Origin of the sequence: Mesorhizobium sp. B1-1-1 (assembly GCF_006442955.1) — a bacterium.
Classification (GTDB): Bacteria; Pseudomonadota; Alphaproteobacteria; order Rhizobiales; family Rhizobiaceae; genus Mesorhizobium.
This window is the reverse complement of sequence record NZ_VFWW01000007.1, coordinates 356092-379468: the sequence shown is the minus strand read 5'-3', so window position 1 is coordinate 379468 and position 23377 is coordinate 356092. Positions and strand designations below refer to the sequence as shown.

The window sequence follows — 23377 nt, the reverse complement described above, 5'->3', positions numbered from 1 at the left end:
CCCCTGAGCGTGGGCTTGAGGAAGCGCGTGGTCACAGGCCGAACTCCTCGCGGATCGCGGCGCTATGCTCGCCGATGCGCGGTGCTGCCCGGTCGACCTTGGCCCTGATGCCGTCGACCCTAAGCGGCGAACTGGTGGTAAGGATCGAGACATCGTCCTCGCGCGTCACCGTCTGCAGCATGTCGAGCGACTGGAAGCCCCCGCTTGCCAGCATTTCCGGCCAGGTCAGCACCTTGGCGCACCAGATGTCGGCGGGTTCCAGAATGCCAAGCCACTCGTCGACCGTCCTGGTCGCGATCCGCTGCGCGACGATCGCCTTGATGTCGTCGCGCGCGGTGAACCAGGATGCCGGCTTGTCGCGGTAGGGCGCCAGTTCCTCCAGCGACAGCAGGTCGGCGAGTTTCGGGATCGGTGTCATGGCGATGGCGAGGTAACCATCCTTGGCGGGATAGACGCCGTAAGGTGCCGACAGATAGGCATGCGCGCTGCGGAAGCTGGAGCGGCGCGGCAAACGGCGGCCGTCATTGAGATGCGTGGTCAGTACCTCGAACTGGAAGTCGACCAGCGCTTCCAGCAGGCTGGTTTCGATATGGCTGCCCTGGCCGGTGATGCCGCGCCGCACAAGGGCGGCCAGTATGCCTTGCGCGCATGCCGCGCCCGCCAGCATGTCGCCGATGGCAAGCCCGAACGGCACCGGCCCCTGGTCCTCGTCGCCGTTCAGCCACATCACCCCGGAGCGCGCCTGCGCCAGGAGGTCCTGGCCGGGCCGCTTGACCCATGGGCCTTCCTCGCCATAGCCGCTGATCGAAGCATAGACCAGGCGCGGGTTGATCTTGCGGACCGCCTCGTAGTCGAGGCCGAGCCGTTCGATGACACCCGGCCTGAAATTCTGGATCAGCACGTCGGCCTTGGCCAGCAGGCCGCGCAGCGCCTTGAGATCCGCCTCGTCCTTCAGGTCGATGGCGAGGCTTTCCTTGGCCCGGTTGATGGCATGGAAGATGGTGGAATCGCCGCCGATCTCGGTGTCGCTGAGATAGAGCCGGCGCGACAGGTCGCCGCCGTCCGGACGCTCGATCTTGATGACGCGGGCGCCGAGATCCAGCAGCCTGAGCGAGCAGTAAGGCCCGGACAGGAACTGGCTCATATCGACGACGACGAGACCGGCAAGCGGCAATTCGGCTGCTGCCGGCATTTCTACTTCTCCGTCTTGCCGACGAAATCGGCAGGGTTGCGGTACTTCACCGTCTGCAGATGCTCGCAATAGAGAACGAGTTCGCCTTCGCCCTTGAACACCTCGTAGCTGGCGCGGATCAGCCCCATGTCCTTGTAGCGCGGCGTCTTGTCGAGGTTGGAGCGGATCGAATAGATCGTATCGCCGATGAAGACGGGCTTTATGAAGCGGAGCTTGTCGTAACCATAGGAAAACGCATTGACGCAGTTGGTGGCGACGAGCCCCAAGCCAGCCGAGAAGACGAAGGCGCCCGCCACCAGCCGCTTGCCGAAAATGCCCTCTGTCTCGGCAAACATCTGGTCCTGCACGTAAGGATGGATGTCGAGCACCAGCGTGTTGAAAAGGTGGCTGTCGCCTTCCGCCATGGTGCGGCGCAACGAGCGGATCTTCTGGCCGACCGGCCAGTCCTCGTAGAACCAGTTCTCGGCGTTCCAAACCGGCAGGGCGGCATGCGCCTCGGGCATGTTGGCCGGGTGCGTCGAGGCGACGCCGACGGTCGATGAGAACTCGTTCATAGCTGGCTCCGGAAGCTCTGCGCGAGGCACGGCACAAGTTTCGGAACACGCATCAAGGCGCCAGATTGCACGACGTCTCCTCCCGTCAATCTTCTTTTGTAAATACTATTTTCACATATGGGGTTGCGTTGCAAGCGAGGACGGGCGAAATTTTGGCTGTTTCCGCTGCGCTCGAGCGCCGGCGAAACAGGGAGAAAAACATGCGCGATGCCTGTCTGGTCTTTGTCGGCAGCCTGAACCGGGAGGCGCCCTATTTTCAGGGCGCACGCGGCGTCGGCCTCGGCGTCTACAGCTTCGACGAGGAGACGCTGGAAACACGCAAACTGTCCGAGGCCAGTGACATCGACAATCCGACCTTCCTGTCGGTGACGCCGGATGGTTCGCGCCTCTACGCCAATTCGGAAGTGTTCGCCTGGCGCGAAGGAACGGTTTCGGCCTACGGCTTCGACCGCGCCTCGGGCACGCTCACTTACCTGAACAAGCAGCCGTCACTCGGCAGCATCACCGCGCATAACACCATCACCCATGATGGCACGAAGCTGCTGGTCGCCAACTACGGCATGGGCGAGGGCGGTCCGGATCGCGCAGTCGCGGTCTATGGCTTCGACAGCGATGGCGCCTTGTCGGCTCTTCTGGCCAGCGTTTCGCACAAGGGCACTGGCCCGAACGCAGCCCGGCAAGAGCGCTCGCATGCCCATAGCGTCACCGAAACCATCGCCGGCGGAACGGCCATCGTCGCCGATCTCGGCATCGACCGGTTGGTGTCCTACCGGATCGAGCATGATGGCAATCTGACCAAACTGGCCGAATCCGCTTTGCCGCCGGGCGCCGGTCCGCGCCATCTCGCCTTGCATCCGAACGGCCGTTTCGTCTTCGTCATGAACGAGCTGGATTCGACCATCGTGTCGATGGCGCTGGACGAGGCGAGCGGCAAGCTCTCGATCATCGACACCAGGCCGGCCGTGCCGGCCGAGGCGCGCCATGCCAACCACTGCGCCGATATCCAGATCTCGCCCGACGGCCGCTTCCTCTACGGCTCCAACCGAGGCCATGACAGTGTGGTCGTTATGGCCGTCGACCAGCAAAGTGGCGCGCTGAGCCTTGTCGGCCATGTCCCTTGCGGCGGCGCCACGCCGCGCAACCTGGCGCTGACGCCGTCGGGCGACCACCTGTTCTCGGCCAACCAGAATGCCGACCGCATATCGATCTTCGCGCGCGACGCCGAGAGCGGCCGGCTGACCGACACCGGCCGTGCCATCGAGATCGGCACGCCGATGTGCGTCAAGATCGTGCGGTGAACCGTGCGCGACATCGGCATCGAAGCTTCGGACTGAAACGGGCCGGAGCTCAGGCCGGGCGATCCGGGTTGACGGGTGGCTTCGCCGGAGCTGTTGACGGAGCATTGAACGAAAAAACCCGCCTGCGCGGCGGGTTCCTGGCGCAACTCAGCACCATAGATAAATATCTACCATAGCTGCCTTCACCCAGTCAAGAAAAAATTCCTATTTTGAGAGCTGCCGGCCATGGAGGCTGCTGACACAGCCGGACCGGCCGTCGTCAGGCCGCCTTTGTCAACGCGAGTTCGCACGCTGGAGCTCAGGCCTGTTGGATTGCCGAGAGCTTCCAGCTCGAGCCATTCTGACGCGTGAAGGTCCACAGCTCCGTCGTCTCCGTGGGATGATCCTCGTCGCCCTCGACGACCTTGCCGCTGGCCCGTTCGCGCATCACGTCGCGCGATTCATAACGCAGGGCCGCCGTGGCATAGTCGCGGTCATCCTCGCGCCAGCTTTCCGCGATGTCGGCCTGCAGGAGGGTGACGTCGGATACCTCGTTCCTGAGGCCCTTCTTCGCATTGTCGGCCAGCTCTTCAGAGAGATAGGACACCATTTCGGGAGTCGTCGTCTTGCGCAACGCGGCATGATCCTCACGCCCGAACGCTTCCTGGACATCGCTCAACAGCTGCTGGAATGCGTCGAGGTCGGTCTGGGCGAGCCGGATTTCATCGGAACCGGTGGCCGCCGCGGAGCCTCCGCCTGAACCGCCGCCAAAGCCGGGAATGGCGAAAGAACGCGCATTGTTGGCATCGCTCTGTCCGGCTGCGCGGTTTTCAAATCGCGAGGCATTGCCAGCGCCCGCGAGCGCAGGGGCGGGGCCACGCGCGGATTGCGACCGGAAGAACCTGATTGCCAGCATGATGGCGCCACCGATCAGCACGGCCTGCAGCAGGAAACCGAACATGCCTGCCAGCCCGCCGAAGCCCTGGCCCAGGAGCAGCCCGATCAGGCCGCCGATCAGCAGGCCGCGCATCATCGTTCCACCGAAGCCGCTCATGAAGCCGGGCCTCTGCGGGCCGGCCTGCGGCTGCCGGGCCGCGGTGTTCACGCCGGTATTGGGCGTCATCGAACGCTCGACCGGAGCGGTCGGCGCCGGAGCGGTCCTGGTCGGCGGCGCTGATTGGAACGTGCGCATGCCGCGGCTGCCGAAACTGCCGCCGCGACGGGCCTCGGCATGGTCTACCGCGACCATGGAGAATGCCAGGAACAGTCCGGCAAACAGGGCGGCAAATCGGCTTGTGCGGGAAATCATCTGGACGGACCTTTATCGATGGGTTTCGGAAATTTTCGACAGACGTCGGGCCGGCTACCGGCGTGCGGTCAATCGAACAGCTCTTCGAAGAACGATTTCTTCCGTTTCGGATAGCGGTGGCCCTGCGAGCGCGCATAGTCGTCATCGCGGTCCCGGCCATGCTGGGGCTGGGAGAACGCTGCCGGCTGTGGCGCGGGCGAGGCCTCCTTGGCCGATCGCTCGATGATCTTGTCGAGTTCGCCTCGGTCAAGCCACACGCCACGGCACTGCGGGCAATAATCGATCTCGATACCCTGGCGTTCGCTCATCACGAGCGCGACGCGGCAGGAGGGGCAAACCAATCCAAGAAGGGAAGACGATGTCATATGGGGCTCCAAACCAAAAGAGATGAGCCCGCTTGACCGAAAGGATGGAAACGGGCCCGTTAAAGCGGTCCGACATCACGGTCGCGAGGTGCGACAGTCAGAGGGGCCCGGCCCGCATGCGAGAGTTAGGAACACAGAGCGGCGCCTTCAAGAGCGACATTGTCCGCGAGGATCGAATTTGTTCCCCATCGCTGACGTCATTGCGCTTCGAGCGCTGGGTACCGCGCCTGCGCCAACGACCCCGGCGTCCCTGCTCAGACCGTCACCACGATCTTGCCGAACTGCTCGTTCGACTCGAGATAGCGATGCGCCTCGACGATCTGCTCGAACGGGAAGGTTCTGTCGATGATCGGCCTCAGCGTGCCGGCCTCCAGCCCTTCGAGGATGAACGCCTTGGCGGCTTCCAGCTTCGCCGGGTCGCCGGTGATCTCGTGGACGAGGTAGCCGCGCAGCGTCAATGTCTTGCCAAGCACGGCGGGCAAGGGAAACGGCGTCGGCTCGGGGCTCAACCCGCCATATTCAATGAGAATGCCGCCCCGGGACATCGCCGCCGCGAGCGGCTCGAAAATCGGGCCGCCGATCGCGTCAAACACGATGCGCACGCCTCGCGGCCCGGCGATCCGGCCTAGCCGCGCCTCCAGATCCTCCTCGGCCAGGACCACGACTTCAGCCGCGCCGGCGTCGAGCAGGGCCTGCTTCTTCGTCGAGGTCCGTGTCACCGCGATCGCCGTCGCGCCGACGCTGTTGGCGATCTGGATCGCGGCAAGCCCGACGCTGCTCGAGGCTGCCGTGATGACGACGAAGTCCTCGTTGCGCAGCCTGGCGATGTCGATCAGCGCGCCATAGGCGGTGAGGTACGGCATCCACATCGCGGCCGCGGTCTGCCAATCGAGTGATATCGGGTTTTTGACGACGAGCCCGGCGGGATAGGTAACAAGCTCTCCATAAGCCGGCCAGCGGATCATCGATTGCGGCGGGATGACGCTGACGGCATCACCCGACGCCAGAGCCGTCACGGCTCCGCCGACCGTTTCGATGAGGCCTGCGGCCTCCAGGCCAAGCCCGGAGGGCAGGGTGGGCGTCTCGATATAGGTGCCCGCGCGCAGCAGCGCCTCGGCGCGATTGAGGCCGAGCGCCTTGACGCGGATCTGAACCTCGCCCGGGCCGGGTAGGGGAAGATCCACATTTTCGATCCGCAGGACCTCGGGGCCACCATGCCGATGAAAGCGAACGACGCGCGCCATTGGGTCTACTCCAAATTGTTTGAACCGAAAGGAGCTATGTCGCCAAGGCGAAGTTGGATAAATAGCAATGGGAGCAGAACAGTAGAAACCAGGAGTTTCGAATATGGATCGCCTTGAGAGCATGGCCGTGTTCGTCAGGGCGGTCGACCTCGGCTCGTTCGCGGCGGCCGCGGCCGCACTCGATCTGTCCGGACCGATGGTCGGCAAACACGTCCGGTTTCTGGAGGAGCGTCTCGGCATGCGCCTGCTCAACCGCACCACGCGCCGGCAGAACCTCACCGAGTTCGGACGCGCCTATTACGACCGCTGTCGGCTGGTGCTGGCCGAGGCCGAAGCGGCCGATCAACTCGCCGCCGACCAGCTCTCGCAACCGCGTGGCAAGCTGCGCGTCACCATGCCGGCGCATTTCGGCCGGCACTGCGTAACACCCGTGCTGCTGAAACTGGCGCGGCAATATCCGATGCTGGAACTTGACCTGTCGCTCAGCGACCGCTTCGCCGATCTTGCCGAGGACGGCTACGATCTTGCCATCCGAACCGGCGATCTGGAGGACAGGGCAGGCGTGATCGCGCGCCGCGTCGCGAGCCAGGACATGATTGTCTGTGCGGCGCCGTCCTACCTGAAAATTCAGGGCGAGCCACGGCGGATCGAAGATCTCGCCAATCATCATGCCATCGTATATCGCCGGCTCGGCCAAGCCGTTCAGCCTTGGCTGTTCCCGCGCGAAGGACAACCAGCACAGGGAGATCATGCCCGGCGGCCGGCTGCGGCTCGACGATCTCGATGCCATCGCGGATGCTTCGGCCGAGGGCATGGGGCTCGCCTGGTTGCCTTGGTGGCTGGTTCGCGAGCGTATCCAGGCCGGGGCGCTGGTCGAGCTCTTGCCGGACCAGCCGCGATATCTCTATGACTGCCACGCCCTTTGGCTGCAGACGCCCCATTTGCCGCTGAAAGTTCGGCTGGCCGTCGATGCGCTGGCGGCCGCCTTGCCGAAACGGATGGCTTGATCGCTAGCGCTCGCGGCCACTCTCGTTTGGGATCGCGCGGACATTCCGTGGAGAGGCGCCTCGGCTCTTTGAGGCATCGCTTTCCAGTGCCATATGAGGCAAAGCTGGCGGCATGCAGGCGCATTGCAGGAGAGACGGTTGATGACCAAAGGTTCGGATCTGTTCGTGGCGGCCCTCGAGAACGAAGGGGTCGACCGGATATTCGGCATTCCGGGCGAGGAGAATCTCGACATCGTCGAATCCATCCGCCGCTCCTCGATACAGCTCATCCTGACCCGTCACGAGCAGGCGGCCGCCTTCATGGCCGCCACGTATGGCCGGCTCACCGGCAAGCCAGGTGTGTGCATCACCACACTCGGCCCCGGCGCGCTCAATCTGACGACCGGCTCGGCCTATGCGCTGCTCGGCGCCATGCCGATGATCATGATCACCGGCCAGAAGGGAATCCTGTCGTCCAGGCAGGCGCGGTTCCAGATCGTCGACATCGTCGCGGCGATGAAACCGCTGACCAAGCTGTCGCGCCAGATCGTCTCGCCCAAAATGATCCCCTCGCTGGTGCGCGAAGCCTTCCGCGTCGCGCAGGAAGAGCGGCCGGGTCCCGTGCATCTGGAACTGCCGGAAGACATTGCGGCGGCTGAGTGTGAGGATGTCCCGCTGGTGCCGACGCATCCGGTCGAACTGCCGCTGGCCGGTGCGGGCGCGCTCGACCGCGCCGCCCGCATGATCATCGAGGCCAAACGTCCGCTGCTGATGTTCGGCGCCGCGGCGTCGCGGCCGCGCGTCACGCCCGATGTCGCCCAGTTCGTGCTGCGCACCCAAATTCCCTATTTCACCACGCAGATGGGCAAGGGCACCGTGCCCGGCGGCACCGAACTCTACATGGGAACGGCGGCCCTTTCGGAACGCGACTACGTGCACGAGGCCATCGAACAGGCCGACCTGATCATCACCATCGGTCACGACACGGTCGAGAAGCCGCCCTTCATCATGGGCGTCAACGGGCCGAAGGTCATTCATGTCGGCTATCAAACCGCCGATGTCGAGCAGGTCTATTTCCCACAGACCGAGATCGTCGGCGACCTCGGCCCTTCGCTGGCGCTGCTGGCGGATCGCATCGAGGGCAAGATCCCCAACGCGCAGGCCCTGTTGCCGTTGCGCGAAGGCATTCTGAGCCGCATCGCCGCGCGCGCCACGGAAGACCGCTTCACGCCGCAACGCATCGTGCATGACGTGCGCGCCGTGATGCCCGCCGACGGGATCCTTGCCCTCGACAACGGCATGTACAAGATCTGGTTCGCGCGCAACTACCGCACGCGCATGGCCAACACGCTGCTGCTCGACAATGCGCTGGCCACCATGGGCGCGGGGCTGCCGTCGGCGATGATGGCGGCACTGCTCCATCCGCAGCGCCGCGTCATGGCCATCTGCGGCGATGGCGGCTTCATGATGAACAGCCAGGAACTGGAGACCGCCGTCCGGCTCAAGCTCAATCTTGTCGTCCTGCTGCTCGAGGACCACGCCTATGGCATGATCCGCTGGAAACAGGCGGTCGACGACTTTCCGGATTTCGGCATGACCTTCGGCAATCCCGATTTCGTCAAATACGCCGAGGCTTATGGCGCCAAGGGAACCAGGGTCGGCGCGATCGCCGAATTCCGGCCGGCGCTGGAACAGGCTTTTGCCGGCGGCGGCGTGCATCTCGTCGTCGTGCCCATCGACTATTCCGAAAACATCAGGGTGCTCGTCGACGAATTGCGTGAGCGGCTGCCAGCGGTGCAGGCGACCTGACGGCGGCCGGCGCCAAGGCCGTCGATGCCGCGATGCCTGGCTGGCTGGTTGCGAAGGCGTTTTCATCTGGCGTCGGGGGACCATTCCGTCTCGATCAGGGGAATCTGCGGCGCGGCGTCACGCGGCAGTGTTCCCTTGATCCTGGGATCGTCGGCGATTTCGAAGCCGGTCGCAAAGGGCTCAAATCCGCAGGCCCTGTAGAAACCGATGACACTGTGATGGTCGAAGCTGCTGGTATGGAGCCAAATGCGGCTGGGCCGGAGACGCCATGCCTGGTCGAGCGCGCCGGCCATCAGCCGCTTGCCGAAGCCGCGGCCGGTCAGGGAAGGGAACAGGCCGAAATAGGTGATCTCGATCTCGTTGTCCTCAGCCGCCGAGAACTCGACCATGCCGACATGGGCGCCGCTTTCATCATGGCCGTGATAGAGATGCTGGCGCGGATCGGCGAAATGCGTGGCGATCTCGGCATCCGACATTTCGGCAGCGCGATCCCAGAGCCAGGGAGCGCCGATCTCCAGGAAGATTGCACGGTAGGAAGCACTGTCGGGTTTCGTGATCCTTGTCATGGTCAACGGCCGGGCGAGACCCGGCACCGGCGCGCGCGCTTCCATCCATGTCACCGCATTGACGATCTTGCCGGCCGGGACCCGCCGATAGCCGACCGTTAGATTGGTGATTTCATCAGGCAATCTGCCTTCGGTGACCAACATCTGTCCTCGACCTTCCCCACCGGCGCGCAAGAAGCTGATGCCAACTCTGCGCTCGCTTGCCAAGAGGCTCCCGAGGTGGGTCAAGATTTTTGGCCCACCTGTCCCTTGCGTTTCACAGAGATGGCATATGAGATATGATACACCATCGAACGGAAAGCGGAATATCATGCCTGAGCGAATTGCCGACGAGGCCATTTTGAACGCGGTCGACGAAGGCTTCGCGCGGCAGGTGGAATTCCTCGCGAACCTCGTGCGCTTCCCCTCGCAACGCGGCGAAGAACACGCGGCCCAATCCTTCATGGCAGCCGCGTATGAAGCAGATGGCTATACGGTGGACATGTGGCGTGTCGATGTCGATGCGATTCGCGACCTGCCGGGCTTTTCGCCCGTGGCCGTCTCCTATGACGACGCCTTCAACGTCGTCGCCACCCACATGCCGCGAAACGCGACCGGCCGCTCGCTGATCCTCAACGGCCACATCGACGTCGTGCCGACGGGCCCGCTCGATCGCTGGCTGCGCGATCCCTATGATCCGGTCATCGAGGACGGCTGGATGCATGGTCGCGGCGCCGGCGACATGAAGGCTGGGCTCTCGGCCTGCCTCTACGCGCTGGCCGCACTGCGTTGCCTCGGCTATCAGCCGGCCGCGAAGGTCTTCCTGCAATCGGTGGTCGAGGAAGAGTGCACCGGCAATGGCGCGCTCGCTTGCCTGCAGCGCGGTTACCGCGCCGACGCAGCCTTCATCCCCGAACCGCTGGAGCCGAAGCTGATGCGGGCGCAGGTCGGCCCGATCTGGTTTAGGGTCGAGGTCGACGGCGATCCCCAGCATGCGTCGGGCGCTTTCTCGGCCGGCGCCAACGCCATCGAAAAGGCTTTCCTCATCATCCAGGCGTTGAAGCAGCTCGAAATCGTCTGGAACGCGCGCAAGGTCGACGACAGGCATTTCTGCGATCACCCGCATCCGATCCGTTTCAATCTGGGCAAGATCGAAGGCGGCGAATGGACATCGAGCGTCCCCGCGCGCTGCGTGTTCGAGATGCGTGTCGCCACCTATCCCGGCCAGAAGCTGGAGGATGCCAGAGCCGAGCTCGAGGCCTGCATCGCCGACGCGGCCCGCGCCGATCCGTTCATGGCCAACCGCCCGCCCAGGATCACCTACAATGGCTTCATGGCCGAGGGCTATGTGCTGGAGGGCGCCGACGAGATGGAAACCGTGCTGCGTCGTAGCCATACCGCCGTCTGGGGCGAGCCGCTGCAGGAACACGTCACCTCTGCCACCACCGATGCGCGCTTCTTCGGCCTCTACGCCGACACGCCGGCCATCGTCTACGGTCCGATCTGCCGCATGCCGCATGGCTATGACGAAGCGGTGGACCTTGATTCCGTACGCAAGGTCACCCAGACAATCGCACTGTTCATCGCCGACTGGTGTGGGCTGGAGCCTGTCGACCCCGAGGCAAGGCCATGACCGGCGCCGTGACCGATGCATTCGGCGAGACGCTGGCCGAGGACGCGCCCGATGTCTCGATCGCCGATGCGCTTGCCATCCTGCGCCAGCACTACGGCCTTGCCGGCACCGCTCAGCCCTTGCCCGGGGAGCGCGACCACAATTTTCACATCCGCACCGATGGCGAGGGCGAGTTTGTCCTGAAAATCTCGCATCCGGCGGAAGAGGCCGGCTTCACCGATTTCCAGAACAAGGCGCTGGACCACATCCTTGCGGTCGATCCCGCCTTGCCGGTTCCCTCGGTGCGCAAAAGCCTCGATGGAGATGCGCAGTTCGCCGTCAGCATCGGCGGTTCGCAGCCGCGTATCATCCGGCTGGTCACCTATCTGCCCGGCCAGTTGCTTTCGCGCTCGCCTGTATCGCCTGCGCAAGATCGCAATCTCGGCATCTTCCTCGCTCGGCTTGGCCGGGCATTGCGCGGCTTTTTCCACCCGGCCGCCGGCAGCGACCTTTTGTGGGATATCCGCAAGGTCGCCAAGACGCGGCCCATGCTGGCGCATATTGCCGATGCCGGGCGCCGGGCCATGGTCGAGCGCGTCATCGATGCCTTCGAGGAGCACGCCGCACCCGTCATCCCCAGCCTGCGCGCCCAGATCGTCCACAACGACATGAACTCGTACAATGTGGTGATGGACGCATCGCGGCCGGAGATCGTCAGCGGCATCCTCGATTTCGGCGACATGATCCATTCGCCGCTGATCTGCGATCTCGCCATCGGCGCCGTCTACCGCTGGCCAGCCGACGGTCACCCGCTGGCGCCCGCCGCGCGCTTCGTTGCTGGCTACCAGTCGGTGCAGCCGCTCGAGGCCGAGGAGATCGGCATCCTGTTCGACCTGATCCGTGCCCGCCTTGCTCTCATCGCCAACATTGCCACCTGGCAGGCGGAGCGCTTCCCGGCCAAGCGCGATTATGTGCTGCGCCTCATCACCGAGGTCTGGGCCTCGCTCGAGCGGCTGGACGGACTGTCACACAGCGATGCCCGCCGTTATTTCCTCGATCATTCCAATCCGGAGTAGACGCTCGTGTCCCAATCCTCGCCCGCAAATGCCTCCGCCGATGCCGGTGCATCAGCATCCGCGCTGCTCGAGCGCCGTGCCAGGCTGCTCGGCCCGACCTATCGCGCCTTCTACCGCAACCCGATCCATCTCGTGCGTGGCAGCGGCGTCTGGCTCTACGATGCCCAAGGTCGCAAGTATCTCGATGCCTACAACAACGTCGCTTCGGTCGGGCATTGCCATCCACGTGTCGTCGAGGCGCTGTCGGGGCAGGCGGCCACGCTCAACACCCACACGCGTTACCTCAGCGAAATCATCCTCGACTACGCGGAAAGACTTCTCGGCACGCTTCCGCCCCATCTCGGCCATGCCATGTTCACCTGCACCGGCAGCGAGGCCAACGATCTCGCCATCCGCATCGCCCAGCATTCGAGCGGCAATACCGGCGTGATCATCACCGATTTCGCCTATCATGGCGCCACCATCGCCACCGCGCAGCTGTCGCCGGCCGCGGTCGGGGCGAAGGGCGTGCCCGCGCAGCACAGGACCGTGGCCGCCCCGGATACGTTTCGCGATCAGGGCCGGGCCGCACGCGATTTCGCCAGGAATGTCGCCGCCGCCATTGAGGACATGCGCGCACAGAACGTGCGCCCGGCGGCGCTGCTGATCGACTCGGCATTTTCCAGCGACGGAATTTTCTTCCCCGATGCGTCGGCGATGCGCGAGGCCGCCGATCACGTCAGGAAGGCGGGCGGCATCGTCATTGCCGACGAAGTCCAGTCCGGCTTCGGCAGGCTCGGCCAGGGCATGTGGGGTTTCGCCAATTACGGCCTCGAACCTGACATCGTCACCATGGGCAAGCCGATCGGCGACGGGCATCCGATGGCCGCGGTCATCGTGCGGCCGCAGCTTGTTGCCTCCTTCGGTTCCAACACCGGCTACTTCAACACATTCGGCGGCAACCCCGTCGCCGCCGCCGTCGGCATCGCGGTGCTCGATGTCATCGAAGGCGAGGGACTGGTCGAGAATGCGCGCACGGTTGGGGCCTATACGGGCGAGCTGCTGCGGGCTCTGCAGAACCGGCATGCCATGGTCGCCGATGTCAGGCATAACGGCCTTTATTTCGGCATCGAGTTGACGGCGGAGGAGGACGAGGCGCTGGCCGCCACCAGGACGTCGGCGGTCGTCGAAGCCATGCGCGAGGACGGCGTGCTGATCTCGTCATGCGGTCCGCGCGGGAACGTGCTGAAGATCAGGCCGCCATTGCCGTTCGCCAGGGACAATGCCGAGCAACTTGCCGAAACGCTCGATCGCACCCTGTCGCGCTGGTGAGGGGATAGGAAAGGGGGCGGCGATCGACATGCTGAAGCTCGAACATCAGACCCTGAACGACCGCGCCTATGGCGCGCTCAAGCAGGAGCTGATTTCGGGCGGCTTCAGCCCGGGCCAGACATTGGTCATCCGCAAGCTTGCCGAGACATTCGGCATTTCGACGACGCCGATCCGCGAGGCGCTGCAACGGCTCGTCGCCGAGCGGCTTCTGGAGTTGCAGAACAACCGCTCGATCATCGTGCCCTTGCTGTCTGCCCCCGCCTTCGAGGAACTGACGCGCATCCGCGTCGCTGTGGAGGGGTTGGCGGGTGAGATGGCCGCGTCGCGCATCACCGAAGACGGGCTGGTCGACATACAGGCCACGCTGGCGGGCATGCAGCGCGCGATTGAGGCGGGCGACGCCGGGGCCTATCTCGCGCTCAACGAGGCCTTCCACTTCGCCATCTACCGGCATGCCGGGGCCCCGATCCTCCTCAACATGATCCGTGATCTCTGGGGGCGGGTTGGGCCCTATCTCAAGCTCCTGATGCAGGCCGATCGCTACAAACCCCAGTCGAACGAGGCGCATCGCAAGATCGTCGCGGCATTGGCGCAGCGCAACGGCGCCGACGTCAGGACCTTCATAGAACAGGACATCGCCATGGCGGCGGCGGTGCTGGCGGGGAACCTTCGCGCGGCCGAATGACGATCCGATGCCGTCGCGCCCTGGCGATCGGCCTATCCGGTCTTGTCCAGCCGGTCGCGAAGCATGCTCCACGGCAGCAGCGCGTTCGGCGCGAAGCGCAGCAGGCTGTGGAACGGCATCCGCGACGGCGGCGCAAAGGGCAGCGGCAGATCGCGGGCGTCGGTTCCGCTAGCCCAGTCCGCAAGCACCTTGCCCATGGCCGTGGTCATGGCGATGCCGCGGCCGTTGCAGGCGCGACCCGCGATCAGCCCCGGTCCGAGATCGATGAGGTGGGGCAGGAAATCGGGTTCGACCGCAGCCATGCCCGACCAGCCATAGGCGAGCGGCGGCAGGTCCGGGAGTTCGAGATGCCGGGCCAGCCGCCGCCGGATCGTCTGCGGCAGGCGTCGGTCCGCACCCGCGCCGAAGACATGCATGCCGCCGCTGATCAGCCGGTTTTCGGCATCGAAGCGGTAGGTGAAGAGATTGCGTCTCGTGTCGCCGACGCCTTGCCCGCCGGGCAACAGGCGGCTGCGCACCTTGCGCGGCAGCGGCGCCGTCGCGATCTGGAAGATTTTCAGCGGGAAAAAGCTTTTCCGAAGCCCCGGATTGAGCTGTCCGCCATAGGCATTGGTGGCGATCAGCACCTTTCCGGTGCGCACCGAACCCGTTTGCGTCTTCAGCGACCAGCCGTCCGCGATGGGGTCGATTGCGACGACGCGCGTGTGCTCGAACAGGCGCGCGCCGGTTTTTTCCGCCACGTCGGCCAGGCCGCGCGCATAGGCGACCGGATTGAGTACGCCTCCGGAACGATCCATCCAACCGCCGACATAACCGCGGGCGCCGGTCAGCGCCTCGATTTCTTGCCGGTCCAACACGACGGCCGGTCGGCCGCGCTCCGCCCATTGCCCCGCGCGTGATTTGACCTTTTCGAGCGCGACAGGGGAATGTGCCGGCTGGATCCAACCGTTCTGCACCGCGTCGCACTTGATGTCGTGCCGCCTGATCAGGCCAAAGACCAGGTCGGCGCTGCCAGCGGCGAAGTCGATCAGCCTCTCGCCGCGCGCGGGGCCTAGATGGGCCTTTATCGCATCCGGATCCATTTTGGCGAAGTTCGGTACGATGAAGCCGGCATTCCTGCCGGTAGCGCCCCAGGCGATGGTTTCGGCCTCGAGAACGGCGACCGAAAGACCTCTGGCCGCGGCATGCAAGGCCGTCGAAAGGCCGGTGAAGCCGCCGCCGACGATGGCAAGGTCGACATCGAGCTCGCCTTCCAGCGCCGGGCGGAGGCGGGTCTCACGGCTGACCGCGTGCCAAAGCGAAAGCGCTTCCTGCCGGGCCATTGCGGTCACGAGCCGCTCTCGCTGGCGGCCACCTTCGCCCGCTTGCCGAGCCGTGCCCGCCGCGGCCGTTCCCCGAACAGTCCGTTGGGGCGGACCAGGAGGATGATGCACAGCATGACGCCGATTGCCACGATCTGCAGGGATGCGGCGCGGGCCTGTTGCTCCGGCGGGAACAGCGCGCTGGTGAGCGTGCCCGACCCGGCCCATATCCCCCAGACCAGGATGCTGCCGATGACGGCACCGGCATTGCTGCCCGAGCCGCCGACGATCAGCATCACCCAGACCTGGAAGGTCAGGATCGGCAGGTAATTGTCCGGCGCAATGAAGCCGGTGAAATGCGCCTGCAAGGCGCCCGCTAGGGCCATGATGGCACCGCCGACCGCGAAGGCCTGGACACGGTAGAAGCGCGCGCTCTTGCCGAGCGAGATCGCCGCCCGCTCGTCCTCCCGCAGCGCCTTCAGCACCCGGCCCCACGGGCTGCGAGACAGGTGCTCCAGCGCCAGATAGGCAACCAACGTGACCGCCGAGACGACGGCAAGGTTCGACAGGTTGAACAGCAGCGGCGTCTCGGCGAGGCTGCCGAAGGGGCGCGGGATGAAGCCGATGCCGAACGGACCGCCGGTCAGTTTCTGCGCATTAAGCGCGACCAGTTGCACGACCACGGCGACGCCGAAGGTGGTGATGGCAAGGTAGTCGGATCTGAGCCGCAACGTGGCGATGCCCGTCAGGGCCGCGGCGATGCCGCCGACGACCATGGCGCCGACCCAGCCGGCCAGGATCGGTAGCCCAAAACCGCCCAGACGCGCGGCATCGTCCGGCGTCGTCAGCAGCGCCGATGTATAGGCGCCGATGGCGACGAAGCCGGCGAGCCCGACATTGAAGAGCCCAGTCAGCCCCCATTGCAGATTGAGCCCCAGCGTGACCAACGAAAAGATCAGCGCCGTGGTCAGGAAGAAAGCGCCATAGCCGAGCAGGTCCATCAGCGTTCCTTCACACCAAAAAGGCCGATCGGCCGCACGAACAGCACCGCCATCAAGATGATGAAGGAGACCGCGGCGCGCCATTCGGCGCCGATCAGTTGCACGGCGCCCGCTTCGGCGAGCCCGATGATCAACCCGCCGAGCACGGCGCCCGGGATGCTGCCGATGCCGCCCAGAATGGCGGCCGCGAACATCGGCAGCAGCATGTCGAAGCCCATGAATGGGCGGATCTGCACCAGGATGCCGATCATCACGCCGGCGACGCAGGCAAGCGCTGCGCCGAGGATCCAGGTGACACGCACCACCTTGGCGACGTCGATGCCGACGACGCGGGCAAGGGCCGCATTCTGGCTCAGGGCCTGCATGGACCGGCCGGTCTGCGTGCGCGTCATCAACAGGTGTACGCCCAACACCAGAATCGCCGTCAGCAGCAAAAGCGCGATCTGGTCGGGCGTGATGCGGATGCCGAAGCCGACCGGCATGGCGATCTGGATGGCGCGGCTGAAATAGGTCGGGCGTGAGGTGAAGGTGAACTCGAGCAGGCTTCGCAGCGCCATCGAGGCGCCGAAGCTTGCCATCACCACGATGATGGCCTGGCCCTGGGAGCGCAGCCGCGCGAACAGCACCTTGTCGAGCAGCAGCGCCAGCAGGGCGGTGAATGCCATGCCAATGACCAATGCGACGATGAGCGGCCAGCCGAAGGAAAGCGGGGCGATCGGCGCCACCTTGCCGATCGTGGCGCCGATGGCGCCTACGACGGCCAGCGTCGCATAGGTGCCCCAGGCCATGAAGTCGCCATGGGCGAAGTTCGAGAAGCGCAGGATCGAATAGGTCAGCGTCACGCCGATGGCGCCGAGGCCTATCATCGAGCCGGTCAGCAATCCGTCGACGATGAATTGCAGGTTCATGCCGCACTTCCCTTGCCTGAAGGCGCGGCCTTGCCGGCACTGTCCGGGCGCTGGCCAAGATAGAGCTCGGCGACCACCGGATCGCTCCACAATTCAGCGGCGATGCCCTCGTGCCGGTCCTTGCCTTCGACCAGCACATAGGCGCGGTCGCCGATGGCGAGCGCCGCCTTGGCGTTCTGTTCGACGAGAAGGATGGTGACGCCGGACTTGCGGATGCCGGCCAGCATCTCGAACACCATCGAGACGAATTTCGGCGACAGGCCGGCCGACGGCTCGTCCAGCACCAGCACCTTGGGGTGGACGATCAGCGCCCGCGCCACGGCCAGCATCTGGCGTTGCCCGCCCGACAGATTGCCGGCGGCGATGCGGCGCTGGCGCGCCAGGTCGGGGAAGGTCGCGTACATCTCGTCGATGCGGGCGGGAACCCCGCGGCGCTCGATGATGCCGCAGGCAACCCTGAGATTGTCGTCGACCGACATCAGTGGAAACACGTTCTCGGTCTGAGGCACGAAGGCGAGCCCAAGCCGCACCATGGTGTGGGCCGGTGCGGTGGTGATATCCTTGCCGTCGAGGAGAACGGTGCCGCCGGTGACCGGGACGAGACCGGCAATTGCCTTGATCAGGCTCGACTTGCCGGCACCGTTGGGGCCGAGAACGACGACGATTTCGCCCTTCCTCACCGTGATCGAGGCACCGCGCACGATCGGCACGCCGGGTTCGTAGCCGGCTTCGAGGTTGCGGACGTCAAGCACGGTGCCGGTCACGCCGCGCCCCCGAGATAAGCCTCTATCACGCGCGGATCGCGCGCCACCTCGTCGGCCGTGCCTTCGCACAGAAGCTCGCCGCCCGCCATCACCAGGACGCGATGGCAAAGCCGCGTCACCATGTCGATGTTGTGCTCGATCAGAAGAAAGGTGATGCCGCTTCTGTTGATGTCGCGGATGCGGTCGATGATGACTTCGAGCAGCGTGGCGTTGACGCCGGCCGCGGGCTCGTCGAGCAGGATGATCGCCGGGTCGGCCATCATCACACGGGCAAGTTCGAGCAGTTTGCGCTGGCCGCCCGAAAGCACCCGCGCCGGTTCGTGCGCCAGCCGGGTGAGCGAGACGAGTTCAAGCAGTTCGGCAGCCTTCTCGGCGGCTGCCTTCTCTTCGGCGGCGACCCGCCACGGAATCAGGAAATTGGCGAGCAGCCGCTCCCCTGCCTGACGTTGCGCGGCGAGCATGACGTTTTCGATCAGCGTGAGATTGGGCAAGGGCCGGGGAATCTGAAAGGTGCGCCCAAGACCGCGGCCAATGCGCAGGTGCGCTGCTTCGCCGGAGACGAGCGCCCCGTTGAGACGTATCTCGCCGCTTGTAGGCAGGATGCTGCCGGCGAGCAGGTCGAACATCGTCGTCTTGCCGGCGCCGTTGGGGCCGATCAGGCCGAGGATCTCGCCCGGGCGGACCTCGAACGAAACATCGTTGACGGCGACAAGGCCGCCGAAACGCCGCACGACGTTCTTTGCTGCCAGAACCGGCGCCTGGGTCTCCGTCCCATGCCGTTTCGCCGTGTCGTTCATCAAGCCCTCTGGCCGAAGCGATCTTTGCCGCTTTCTGATTTTTTGATTTGTGATCACACTTGCTTTGATCACGCTAATCAGCTTTAATTTTCTCCGCAAGCCGAAAACAGGCCAGGCCGTCGAAAAGGCCAAGATCGGGAACGCCATGCAAAGGGCTGCTGTCGAGCGCACCAACGAGGTCATCGCCGCGCAACTCGCGCCGGTCGGCCGCGAGACGGTGCAGGACCGCGTCTATTCCGAATTGCGCCGGGCGCTGATTGGCGGTCTCTTCGAGCCGAGCCAGGTTCTGACCATACGCGGCCTTGCCGATGCGCTGGTCACGTCCACCATGCCGGTGCGCGAGGCGCTTGGGCGGCTGATCACGGAAAAGGCGCTGGAAGCGCTTCCAAACCGCTCGGTGCGGGTGCCGCCGATCACGCTGGAACGCATCGACGACCTCCTGCGCGCCCGTGCCCTGATCGAAGGCGAGGCAATCGCGCTTGCCGCCGCGCGCATGGATCCGCGTCAGATCGCCACCATCGAAACCATTCTCGGTGAATGGGATGAGATGCGGGCGCTGAAGCACAAGAAGGATGTCGACCGCGAGGTGACGCTCAATCAGAGCTTTCATTTCGAAATCTATCGCGCCTGCGGTTCCGCCGTGCTGATCCCGATGATCGAGAGCCTCTGGCTGCAGTCGGGACCATGCATCCGCGTTGCAATCTATGCCTTTTCCGAGGCCGGCGAGGTCGACACCGCCCATTATCATCGCAGCATCGTCGCCGCGCTTGCGGCGCAGGATGCCCAGGCCGCACGCGAGGCGCTGGTGGCCGACATCAGCCGCCCTTTCGCTTTCCTGCGCGACAAGCTGAAGTTGACGGCAAAGGCGGAGTGAATGCCTGATATGAGCAGACGCATCATCAGGATCACCGAGCCGCATTCCGAGCTGTCGGTGACGGCGCAGTTGCTGCCGGAAAAAGCGCCAGAGAACGCAACGTTCCTGTGGTCTTACCTGGCCGAGCCGCGCGTCGTCGCGGGCATTCATGCCATGTGGACCGGCCCGGAAATCTCCTGTCCGATCCCCGCGGCGCATCTGGACGGCGAGGCCTTTGCCCAGGCCTTGCCGGCGGAGAACGCGACGCTGACGCCGCAGCCCGGCGACATCGTGCTTTCCTATGTGCCGCCGCGCATGTGGGGCGGCAACCCGCATGCGATCTTCGACATCGGCCTGTTCTACGGGCAAGGCGCGCGCCTGCTGTTTCCGATCGGCTGGCTGGCGGGAAGCGTCGTTGCGCAGGTGCTGCCCGAGCAACGCGATCAGTTCGCTTCTGCCTGCGGCATCATTCGCCGCAACGGCGCCTGCGATGTCACCTTCACGCGGCTGGAGAGCTGAAATGGCTGAACGCGACGACAGCTTCGAACTCTTCGACCTCCGCGTCGAGGCTGTCGTCCCCGAGGGCAAGCCGGTGTATTGCGGCGCCAGGCCCGGCGACTATTTCGAGCTGAAAGGCGAGATGCTGTCGATGCCGGTGGGCCAGGGATTTTCGATCTATTCCATAGCGGCCGTGCTGCCGCTGCTGGCGGCGAAGCAGCGCCCCACCCATGCCAATGACTGGATGACCTCGGATGCCGAGATCGCCTGTCCCGATCCCAATTGCGCCAGCAGGCTCAGGATCGTCAGGACCGGCAAACGGCGGTTCAGCCACGCCGAGACCACGGCGGTGCCGCTGCCGAAGGAGAGTGAGCAGAGATGACCGCCAAGACTTTCGAACTCAGCCCCGGCTACACAATCTCGCGCGTCATTCGCGGTGGCTGGCAGTTGGCCGGCGGCCACGGCGCGGTCGACCGTCAGCAGGCAGTATCTGACCTGATCGCCACGTTCAACGCCGGCATCTGGACCTATGACTGCGCCGATATCTACACCGGCGTCGAGGAACTGATCGGAGCGGCGCGGCTGCGTCTGGCCAACGAACGTGGTCTCGATGCCGCCGCCAGGATGAGGGTGCACACCAAGCTGGTGCCGGACCTCGAGCGGCTCGCCGGCATCAGCCGCGACTACATCAGAGGCATCGTCGACCAGTCTCTGCGCCGGCTGAAGACCGAACGGCTCGACCTCGTGCAGTTCCACTGGTGGGACTATTCAGTGCCTCGCTATGTCGACGCGATGGGTTGGCTCGACGAGCTACGGCTGGAAGGCAAGGTGCGCAATGTCGGCACCACCAATTTCGATACGCAGCGCCTTGGCGAGATCCTGTCGGCCGGCGTGCCAGTCGTCAGCCAGCAACTGCAATACTCCGTCCTCGACCAGCGTCCGGCGGCGAGCCTCGCCGCGCTCGCGGCACGCAACGGCGTCAGCTTTCTCTGCTACGGTTCGGTGGCCGGCGGCTTTCTCGGCGACAGATGGCTCGGCGTCGCCGAGCCGGACATGCCGCTCGAAAACCGCTCGCTGGTCAAATACAAGCTGATCATAGACGATTTCGGCGGCTGGGAGCTCTTCCAGGCCCTGCTCAGGGTGCTGAAGCGGATCGGCGACCGCCACGGCGTCGACATCGCCACTGTCGCCAGCGCCTGGGTGCTCGAGCAGCCGCAAGTGGCGGCCGTCATCGTCGGCGCCCGCAACCAGGCGCATGCGCTGGCCAATGCGAAGATCATGGATGTCGCGCTCGGGGCCGAGGACCGGGCGGAGATCGGCGCCGTGATCGCCCAGAGCCGGGGTCCCCTCGGCGACGTCTACACGCTGGAGCGCGACCGTCACGGCCGCCACGGCTCGATCATGCACTACAATCTCAACGCGGCCCGGCCATGAGCGCCACCACCGAAAGCCTGTTTTCGCGGGCCAGCACCGAAATCGTCGAGTTGCATCGCTTCTTCGTCGACTGGTTCGTCGCATCGCGCGCCGGCAAGGCCGATTTCAGCCGCTTCGAACGCGTCATGGGCGAAGGCCTGGCCATGGTCACGCCTGACGGCACGGTCCTCGATCGCGATGCGGTGGTCGACCATGTCCGCGCAAGCTGCGCTTCCTGCGACGAAGCCTTCGCCATCTCGATCGAGGACATCCGGCCGGGCTGGCAAACCGGCGGCGCGATCGTCGTGCTCTATGTCGAGGCGCAGTTGCGAGGCGGCAAGCATAGCCGCCGTCAGTCGAGTGCGCTCTTCACCACCAATCCATCGGCGCCCAACGGCGTCGAATGGCGACATCTGCATGAAACCTGGCTGCAGATGCCGGAAAGCTGAACAGGCTCCAGGCGTGAAATTTGGTTCGTGTAACTCGATTCGTGTAGCTCAAGGGGAACAACAATGAGAAAGACGATACTCCAACTCACCACCGCGCTCGCTCTCGTGATGATTGCCAGCGCGGCCCATGCCGCCGACTGCAAGATCACGGTCGGCCTCGTCATGGAATTGACCGGACCGGCCGGTGAATACGGCCAGGCCGGCGCGAAATCGGTCGAGATGGCCTTCCGCGACATCAACGACGCCGGCGGCGTTCGCGGCTGCGATCTGGTGACCGACACGCGTGATAGTCAGAGCCAGGGCAATATCGCCGTCGATGCGGCGACCCAGTTGGTTCAGGTCAAGAAGGTGCCGGTGATCATCGGCGGCATCATCTCCTCGGTGTCGATCCCGATCCTGACCTCGGTCACCGCCCCGGCCAAGATCGTGCAGGTCTCGCCGGCTTCGTCCTCGCCGACGCTGACCGCACTCGGGCGCGACGGCAAGACCAACGGCATCTTCTTCCGCACCATCACCTCCGATGCGCTGCAAGGCGTGGCCGCCGCGAAATACGCCATCGACAAGGGCTTCAAGAAGCTGTCGATCATCCATGTCAACAATGATTTCGGGGTCAACATGGTGGCCGAATTCTCCCGCGCCTACAAAGCGCTCGGCGGCACCGTCGTCTCCGACACGCCCTACAATGAGAAGCAGTCGAGCTATGCCTCGGAAGTCACGGCGGCCATGGCCGGCGAGCCTGACGGGCTTTATCTCGTCAGCACGCCGGTTGACGGCGCCACCGTCGCCCGCACCTGGATTTCGCAAGGGGGCGTGCAGAAATTCCTGCTCAATGACGGCATGAACAGCCCGGACTTCATCGAGTCCGTCGGCGCCGACTATCTCAAGGAGGCCTATGGCACCTCGTCCGGCACCAGCCCGACCGCCTCCACCGACTACTTCACCAAGAACTACAAGGCGTTTTCGGGCATCGAACCGTCCAATCCCGCGGCCGACCGTTCCTATGATGCCGGCGCCATCGTCGGCCTGGCAATCGCCATCGCCGGCTCAGAGGATCCGGCCAAGATCAAGGACGCCATGTACAAGGCGGTCGATCCGGCCGGCGCGCCCATCTTTGCTGGCAAGGAAGAATTCGCCAAGGCGCTCGGATTGATCAAGGACGGCAAGCCGATCCGCTACGAAGGTGTAATCGGCCCGGTCGCCTTCGACAAATATGGCGACATCACCGGTCCGTTCCGCTTATGGAAGATCGTCGACGGCAAGGTAACGACCGACGGTGAAATGACCACGGACGACGTCAACGCCCTGCAGGCGAAGCTCCAATAGGCCGCCACATCAGGCAGTCCGGCACCGATCGCTCGATGCCGGACTGCTCGCAACCTGCCTTGGCCTTGCGCTCTGAAATTCATGTCGTCCACAACAAGGGCTGCG

23 protein-coding genes and 1 pseudogene are annotated in these 23377 nt (G+C 64.8%); 13 read left to right on the top strand and 11 right to left on the bottom strand.

All coding sequences use genetic code 11. The features are described 5' to 3' along the window. Nucleotides 1–31 precede the first annotated feature (31 nt). Entirely contained in the window at nt 32–1192 is a 1161-nt protein-coding gene (locus tag FJ986_RS17110; RefSeq protein ID WP_140671888.1) for a CaiB/BaiF CoA-transferase family protein, read from the bottom strand. A gap of 2 nt (nt 1193–1194) precedes the next feature. Then, the gene (locus tag FJ986_RS17105; protein WP_140497634.1) at nt 1195–1746 is read right to left on the bottom strand and encodes a MaoC family dehydratase; all 552 of its coding nucleotides are present in this window, start codon (nt 1744–1746) and stop codon (nt 1195–1197) included. A gap of 200 nt (nt 1747–1946) precedes the next feature. Between FJ986_RS17105 and FJ986_RS17100 the strand changes: the two genes are divergently transcribed. After that, the gene (locus FJ986_RS17100; RefSeq protein ID WP_140671886.1) at nt 1947–3044 is read left to right on the top strand and encodes a lactonase family protein; all 1098 of its coding nucleotides are present in this window, start codon (nt 1947–1949) and stop codon (nt 3042–3044) included. Nucleotides 3045–3342: 298 nt separating this feature from the next. Here FJ986_RS17100 and FJ986_RS17095 read toward each other — a convergent pair whose 3' ends face one another. From FJ986_RS17095 to FJ986_RS17085, 3 genes are all read right to left on the bottom strand, one after another. Further along, nucleotides 3343–4332: a Tim44 domain-containing protein gene (locus tag FJ986_RS17095; RefSeq protein WP_140497638.1), complete on the bottom strand. Its 990-nt coding sequence runs from the start codon at nt 4330–4332 to the stop codon at nt 3343–3345. Nucleotides 4333–4400: 68 nt separating this feature from the next. Next, nucleotides 4401–4697 carry a zf-TFIIB domain-containing protein gene (locus tag FJ986_RS17090; protein ID WP_140497640.1) on the bottom strand — a complete coding sequence of 99 codons (297 nt, stop codon included), beginning with the start codon at nt 4695–4697 and terminating at the stop codon, nt 4401–4403. A gap of 254 nt (nt 4698–4951) precedes the next feature. Further along, entirely contained in the window at nt 4952–5941 is a 990-nt protein-coding gene (locus FJ986_RS17085; protein ID WP_140497642.1) for a zinc-dependent alcohol dehydrogenase family protein, read from the bottom strand. A gap of 103 nt (nt 5942–6044) precedes the next feature. Between FJ986_RS17085 and FJ986_RS17080 the strand changes: the two are divergent. Next, nucleotides 6045–6948 (top strand): annotated as a pseudogene (locus FJ986_RS17080) (LysR substrate-binding domain-containing protein). A gap of 141 nt (nt 6949–7089) precedes the next feature. Next, nucleotides 7090–8736 carry an acetolactate synthase large subunit gene (locus tag FJ986_RS17075; RefSeq protein WP_140520939.1) on the top strand — a complete coding sequence of 549 codons (1647 nt, stop codon included), beginning with the start codon at nt 7090–7092 and terminating at the stop codon, nt 8734–8736. Nucleotides 8737–8798: 62 nt separating this feature from the next. Here the strand turns inward: FJ986_RS17075 and FJ986_RS17070 are convergent, their stop codons facing one another. Then, on the bottom strand, nt 8799–9446 hold the full coding sequence (locus FJ986_RS17070) for a GNAT family N-acetyltransferase (protein WP_181168572.1): 648 nt from the start codon (nt 9444–9446) through the stop codon (nt 8799–8801). 166 nt (nt 9447–9612) lie between these two features. Here FJ986_RS17070 and FJ986_RS17065 point away from each other — a divergent pair, with 166 nt between their 5' ends. The 4 genes from FJ986_RS17065 to FJ986_RS17050 are packed head-to-tail and all read left to right on the top strand — an operon-like array spanning nt 9613 to nt 13965. Then, nucleotides 9613–10914: an ArgE/DapE family deacylase gene (locus FJ986_RS17065; protein WP_181169764.1), complete on the top strand. Its 1302-nt coding sequence runs from the start codon at nt 9613–9615 to the stop codon at nt 10912–10914. Next, nucleotides 10911–11969, top strand: a complete 1059-nt coding sequence (locus FJ986_RS17060) for a phosphotransferase (protein ID WP_140671884.1) — start codon at nt 10911–10913, stop codon at nt 11967–11969. The genes FJ986_RS17065 and FJ986_RS17060 overlap by 4 nt, the downstream gene beginning before the upstream one ends. 6 nt (nt 11970–11975) lie before the next feature. Then, nucleotides 11976–13280 carry an aspartate aminotransferase family protein gene (locus FJ986_RS17055; protein ID WP_140671882.1) on the top strand — a complete coding sequence of 435 codons (1305 nt, stop codon included), beginning with the start codon at nt 11976–11978 and terminating at the stop codon, nt 13278–13280. A gap of 28 nt (nt 13281–13308) precedes the next feature. Continuing rightward, a complete protein-coding gene (locus tag FJ986_RS17050) occupies nt 13309–13965 on the top strand; it encodes a GntR family transcriptional regulator (protein WP_140623703.1) in 657 nt (218 codons plus the stop codon). A gap of 32 nt (nt 13966–13997) precedes the next feature. On the opposite strand, the gene FJ986_RS17045 is transcribed toward FJ986_RS17050, so the two are convergent. From FJ986_RS17045 to FJ986_RS17025, 5 genes are read right to left on the bottom strand one after another with little or no spacing between them, the layout of a single operon-like run. Beyond that, nucleotides 13998–15296 carry an FAD-dependent oxidoreductase gene (locus tag FJ986_RS17045; protein ID WP_140623701.1) on the bottom strand — a complete coding sequence of 433 codons (1299 nt, stop codon included), beginning with the start codon at nt 15294–15296 and terminating at the stop codon, nt 13998–14000. Further along, nucleotides 15293–16270, bottom strand: a complete 978-nt coding sequence (locus FJ986_RS17040; RefSeq protein WP_181167662.1) for a branched-chain amino acid ABC transporter permease — start codon at nt 16268–16270, stop codon at nt 15293–15295. Before FJ986_RS17040 ends, FJ986_RS17045 begins: the two co-directional genes overlap by 4 nt. Continuing rightward, nucleotides 16267–17175 (bottom strand): branched-chain amino acid ABC transporter permease, encoded by a 909-nt coding sequence (locus FJ986_RS17035; RefSeq protein ID WP_140675150.1) that lies wholly within the window; start codon nt 17173–17175, stop codon nt 16267–16269. Before FJ986_RS17035 ends, FJ986_RS17040 begins: the two co-directional genes overlap by 4 nt. Beyond that, nucleotides 17172–17939: an ABC transporter ATP-binding protein gene (locus FJ986_RS17030; RefSeq protein ID WP_140562033.1), complete on the bottom strand. Its 768-nt coding sequence runs from the start codon at nt 17937–17939 to the stop codon at nt 17172–17174. The genes FJ986_RS17035 and FJ986_RS17030 overlap by 4 nt, the downstream gene beginning before the upstream one ends. After that, nucleotides 17936–18736: an ABC transporter ATP-binding protein gene (locus FJ986_RS17025; protein WP_140520932.1), complete on the bottom strand. Its 801-nt coding sequence runs from the start codon at nt 18734–18736 to the stop codon at nt 17936–17938. Before FJ986_RS17025 ends, FJ986_RS17030 begins: the two co-directional genes overlap by 4 nt. 145 nt (nt 18737–18881) lie before the next feature. Here FJ986_RS17025 and FJ986_RS17020 point away from each other — a divergent pair, with 145 nt between their 5' ends. From FJ986_RS17020 to FJ986_RS16995, 6 genes are all read left to right on the top strand, one after another. Then, nucleotides 18882–19610: a GntR family transcriptional regulator gene (locus FJ986_RS17020; RefSeq protein ID WP_140497664.1), complete on the top strand. Its 729-nt coding sequence runs from the start codon at nt 18882–18884 to the stop codon at nt 19608–19610. A 9-nt stretch (nt 19611–19619) separates the two neighbouring features. Continuing rightward, nucleotides 19620–20108 (top strand): DUF3830 family protein, encoded by a 489-nt coding sequence (locus FJ986_RS17015; RefSeq protein WP_140675147.1) that lies wholly within the window; start codon nt 19620–19622, stop codon nt 20106–20108. A 1-nt stretch (nt 20109) separates the two neighbouring features. Beyond that, nucleotides 20110–20469, top strand: coding sequence for a TIGR04076 family protein (locus FJ986_RS17010; protein WP_140497668.1), 360 nt, complete (start codon nt 20110–20112; stop codon nt 20467–20469). Beyond that, nucleotides 20466–21521, top strand: a complete 1056-nt coding sequence (locus FJ986_RS17005) for an aldo/keto reductase (RefSeq protein WP_140675144.1) — start codon at nt 20466–20468, stop codon at nt 21519–21521. The genes FJ986_RS17010 and FJ986_RS17005 overlap by 4 nt, the downstream gene beginning before the upstream one ends. Continuing rightward, nucleotides 21518–21949 carry a DUF4440 domain-containing protein gene (locus tag FJ986_RS17000; protein ID WP_140497672.1) on the top strand — a complete coding sequence of 144 codons (432 nt, stop codon included), beginning with the start codon at nt 21518–21520 and terminating at the stop codon, nt 21947–21949. Before FJ986_RS17005 ends, FJ986_RS17000 begins: the two co-directional genes overlap by 4 nt. A gap of 63 nt (nt 21950–22012) precedes the next feature. Next, a complete protein-coding gene (locus FJ986_RS16995; protein WP_140497674.1) occupies nt 22013–23272 on the top strand; it encodes an ABC transporter substrate-binding protein in 1260 nt (419 codons plus the stop codon). Nucleotides 23273–23377 lie beyond the last annotated feature (105 nt).

Coding starts and splice junctions, on each gene's coding strand:
- FJ986_RS17110 (WP_140671888.1), bottom strand. CDS start 1,192: ATGCCGGCAGCAGCCGAATTGCCGCTTGCCGGTCTCGTCGTCGTCGAT.
- FJ986_RS17105 (WP_140497634.1), bottom strand. CDS start 1,746: ATGAACGAGTTCTCATCGACCGTCGGCGTCGCCTCGACGCACCCGGCC.
- FJ986_RS17100 (WP_140671886.1), top strand. CDS start 1,947: ATGCGCGATGCCTGTCTGGTCTTTGTCGGCAGCCTGAACCGGGAGGCG.
- FJ986_RS17095 (WP_140497638.1), bottom strand. CDS start 4,332: ATGATTTCCCGCACAAGCCGATTTGCCGCCCTGTTTGCCGGACTGTTC.
- FJ986_RS17090 (WP_140497640.1), bottom strand. CDS start 4,697: ATGACATCGTCTTCCCTTCTTGGATTGGTTTGCCCCTCCTGCCGCGTC.
- FJ986_RS17085 (WP_140497642.1), bottom strand. CDS start 5,941: ATGGCGCGCGTCGTTCGCTTTCATCGGCATGGTGGCCCCGAGGTCCTG.
- FJ986_RS17075 (WP_140520939.1), top strand. CDS start 7,090: ATGACCAAAGGTTCGGATCTGTTCGTGGCGGCCCTCGAGAACGAAGGG.
- FJ986_RS17070 (WP_181168572.1), bottom strand. CDS start 9,446: ATGTTGGTCACCGAAGGCAGATTGCCTGATGAAATCACCAATCTAACG.
- FJ986_RS17065 (WP_181169764.1), top strand. CDS start 9,613: ATGCCTGAGCGAATTGCCGACGAGGCCATTTTGAACGCGGTCGACGAA.
- FJ986_RS17060 (WP_140671884.1), top strand. CDS start 10,911: ATGACCGGCGCCGTGACCGATGCATTCGGCGAGACGCTGGCCGAGGAC.
- FJ986_RS17050 (WP_140623703.1), top strand. CDS start 13,309: ATGCTGAAGCTCGAACATCAGACCCTGAACGACCGCGCCTATGGCGCG.
- FJ986_RS17035 (WP_140675150.1), bottom strand. CDS start 17,175: ATGAACCTGCAATTCATCGTCGACGGATTGCTGACCGGCTCGATGATA.
- FJ986_RS17025 (WP_140520932.1), bottom strand. CDS start 18,736: ATGAACGACACGGCGAAACGGCATGGGACGGAGACCCAGGCGCCGGTT.
- FJ986_RS17020 (WP_140497664.1), top strand. CDS start 18,882: ATGCAAAGGGCTGCTGTCGAGCGCACCAACGAGGTCATCGCCGCGCAA.
- FJ986_RS17015 (WP_140675147.1), top strand. CDS start 19,620: ATGAGCAGACGCATCATCAGGATCACCGAGCCGCATTCCGAGCTGTCG.
- FJ986_RS17010 (WP_140497668.1), top strand. CDS start 20,110: ATGGCTGAACGCGACGACAGCTTCGAACTCTTCGACCTCCGCGTCGAG.
- FJ986_RS17005 (WP_140675144.1), top strand. CDS start 20,466: ATGACCGCCAAGACTTTCGAACTCAGCCCCGGCTACACAATCTCGCGC.
- FJ986_RS17000 (WP_140497672.1), top strand. CDS start 21,518: ATGAGCGCCACCACCGAAAGCCTGTTTTCGCGGGCCAGCACCGAAATC.
- FJ986_RS16995 (WP_140497674.1), top strand. CDS start 22,013: ATGAGAAAGACGATACTCCAACTCACCACCGCGCTCGCTCTCGTGATG.